Source organism: Periweissella fabalis, assembly GCF_012396505.1.
Taxonomy (GTDB): domain Bacteria; phylum Bacillota; class Bacilli; order Lactobacillales; family Lactobacillaceae; genus Periweissella; species Periweissella fabalis.
Window position 1 is genome coordinate 1 of the sequence record NZ_JAAXPN010000021.1, and the last position, 2237, is coordinate 2237.

A 2237-nucleotide genomic window follows, 5' to 3' on the forward strand; every position below is an offset into this window, starting at 1 on the left:
TACTCTTCTTTTAAAATTTATGATTCGAATAATAGGTCTATTATACCATTAAACAAAAAAACAGCCCCCGTTATCTAGTGGGTAGATAACGGGGGTTGTTTTCATGCAGTTTGTGAGGGGTGATAATTCAATTATCACCCCTATACGGACATGCTTTGGTATTGTGAATTCGTGGTTCTCTATTTAATTACTAACTGTTGTACAGTGTCAGATAGGTGGATTTGTGTCTTATACTTCTTAGGGTCACGATTGTTGGTCGCTATATTTCCCTTATAGTTTAACAAGTCATCTAGTGCCGCTAAGTTGCTAACATAAGTCTTATCAATGTAGGTACGAGGCAGAATACGTGCAACTTTAACATAACTGCCCTTATGATAAGCTAACACATAAGGATCTTTTACCCCAGGATTAAGCCCCGTAGTTAAGGTTAATTTGGTCCATTCATTCCCCATAGTATTATCGGTGAACCAAGCGGTCCAGTAACCATTGTTCGCCTTATTATTAGGTGATATTTCTTTGTCACTAGGTAATTTAGTATACCCGACTTTATAGGATAAAAATGGATTAAATCTATCAATCGTCCCAATACCTTTATAATATCCCAAACATAAAATACAAATACTAAAAAGTGCTACTGCGATCAAGCCGCCTAACCCAAAAGTCCAACGACGATAACGGCTTTTAAGTTTAACATCATGATCTATCTGACTGGCCAAAGAGAGTCCTTTATCTTTTTTCATTGTAATCTCCTCGTTAAATAGAAGTTTTTCGAGTGAGATGTTAAACAATTGACTCAAATCATGCAGGGTCTCTAAATTAGGCATGTTCTTTCCAGTTTCCCAAGTTGAGACAGTTTGGCGGGTCACATGCAATTGTTGAGCCAATGCTTCCTGTGTTAAATTAGATTGCCTGCGCAAGGTCTTGATATCGTCTTTAAAGCTCAAATCTCACTCCTCCTAAAGCATAATCAAGGATCTAAGGTAATCCTAGCAAAAATTACTAGCATTAGTCACGCAAATGTTACTTGCACAACTGTATAGTTTGGTTAATGTAGCCAATAAAGCCATTCTATATATTACAGCTCCTAACGTAAGCGTAGTAGATGGTTTTGTAATTGCCCAATGGTTATATGCTCTGATGTCAAGACTCCGGACCTCTTTTTCGAGCCCGCTAGGGCTCGTACCACGAAAATTTTTCAAAATGACCTGATTTCGTACAGATTTTGTTCATTTTTTAATGGGGTCCAGGGGTTTGCCCCTGTGCCTGCCGGAGACTATGGAGTTACGGTGGTCTAGCTTGGATTTTGTTGAATTTCACACGTCTGAGGGTATAGCAAATAAGCACTGATCAGAGTGATTTTTGGACTTCACAAAGTAAGTGCTTGTAAACGCCGGTGTATAGGCAACTTTGTATAATCCTGTTTATGTCATCTAGAAATTGGTCTAGGCGGCATCACGAAGTGATATACGATTGTTGTTATACCAGTTGACGTACCAGCCAACAGCGGCTTGCACATCGTCGATACTCTCGAAATCCCGTTGATAGATCAGCTCCCGCTTGAGTAACGAGTGAAAACTTTCGATGCGGGCATTATCGTAAGGGTGCCCTTTACGGGAGTAAGAGTGCCTAATGCCTATGGACTCCAGTGTATTTTCAAACAATTCGCTGGTATACTGGCTTCCCATATCGCTATGCACATACAATGGTTTTTCACCCCGTTTTAACGCTTTAACGATTACTGAGGTTGCTAGTTGAGCTGTCATTGTATCTGCGATTCGATACGACAGCACTTTACGGTCTTCCGGATTATATGCACTAGCCATGTAAACCCATGTCTTATCGGTCAACTGGACATACGTAATGTCAGTTGTAATTACGCCCCTTAGGTCATCCAGATTGCTAATCAGATTTGGCATCTGACCTTTGTCATTTACTGTTGTAGGCTTGTTATATCGCTTTTGCATACGCAATTTTAAGCCAGATTCACTCATCAATTGCCATACAAAGCTGTCACTAATTGCTAGTTTGAATAGGTCTCGCATGGTTTTGGCAATTCGTCGATAACCATAGATGCCTTTATTGGCTGTGTAAATTGACTCGATGGCAATTCTCAAGTTGTTGTGTTGTATTTCTTGTGCGCTTGACTCCCAATGGATCCAGTCAGAGTAAGTGGACATTGGAATGTTCAAAGCACTCAGAATGCGTGTGATGCGGTGTCCCTGTACCAAATTTTTGTG

General features: G+C 40.2%; 2 protein-coding genes. Both read right to left on the bottom strand.

Going from position 1 to position 2237, the window contains the following annotated elements; all coding sequences use genetic code 11:
* Positions 1–179: 179 nt before the first annotated feature.
* A complete protein-coding gene (locus tag HF964_RS09785) occupies positions 180–944 on the bottom strand; it encodes a helix-turn-helix domain-containing protein (RefSeq protein WP_168722860.1) in 765 nt (254 codons plus the stop codon).
* A 498-nt stretch (positions 945–1442) separates the two neighbouring features.
* Positions 1443–2237, bottom strand: a 795-nt coding sequence (locus HF964_RS09790; RefSeq protein ID WP_168722861.1) for an IS3 family transposase, incomplete at its 5' end; no start/stop codon positions are given.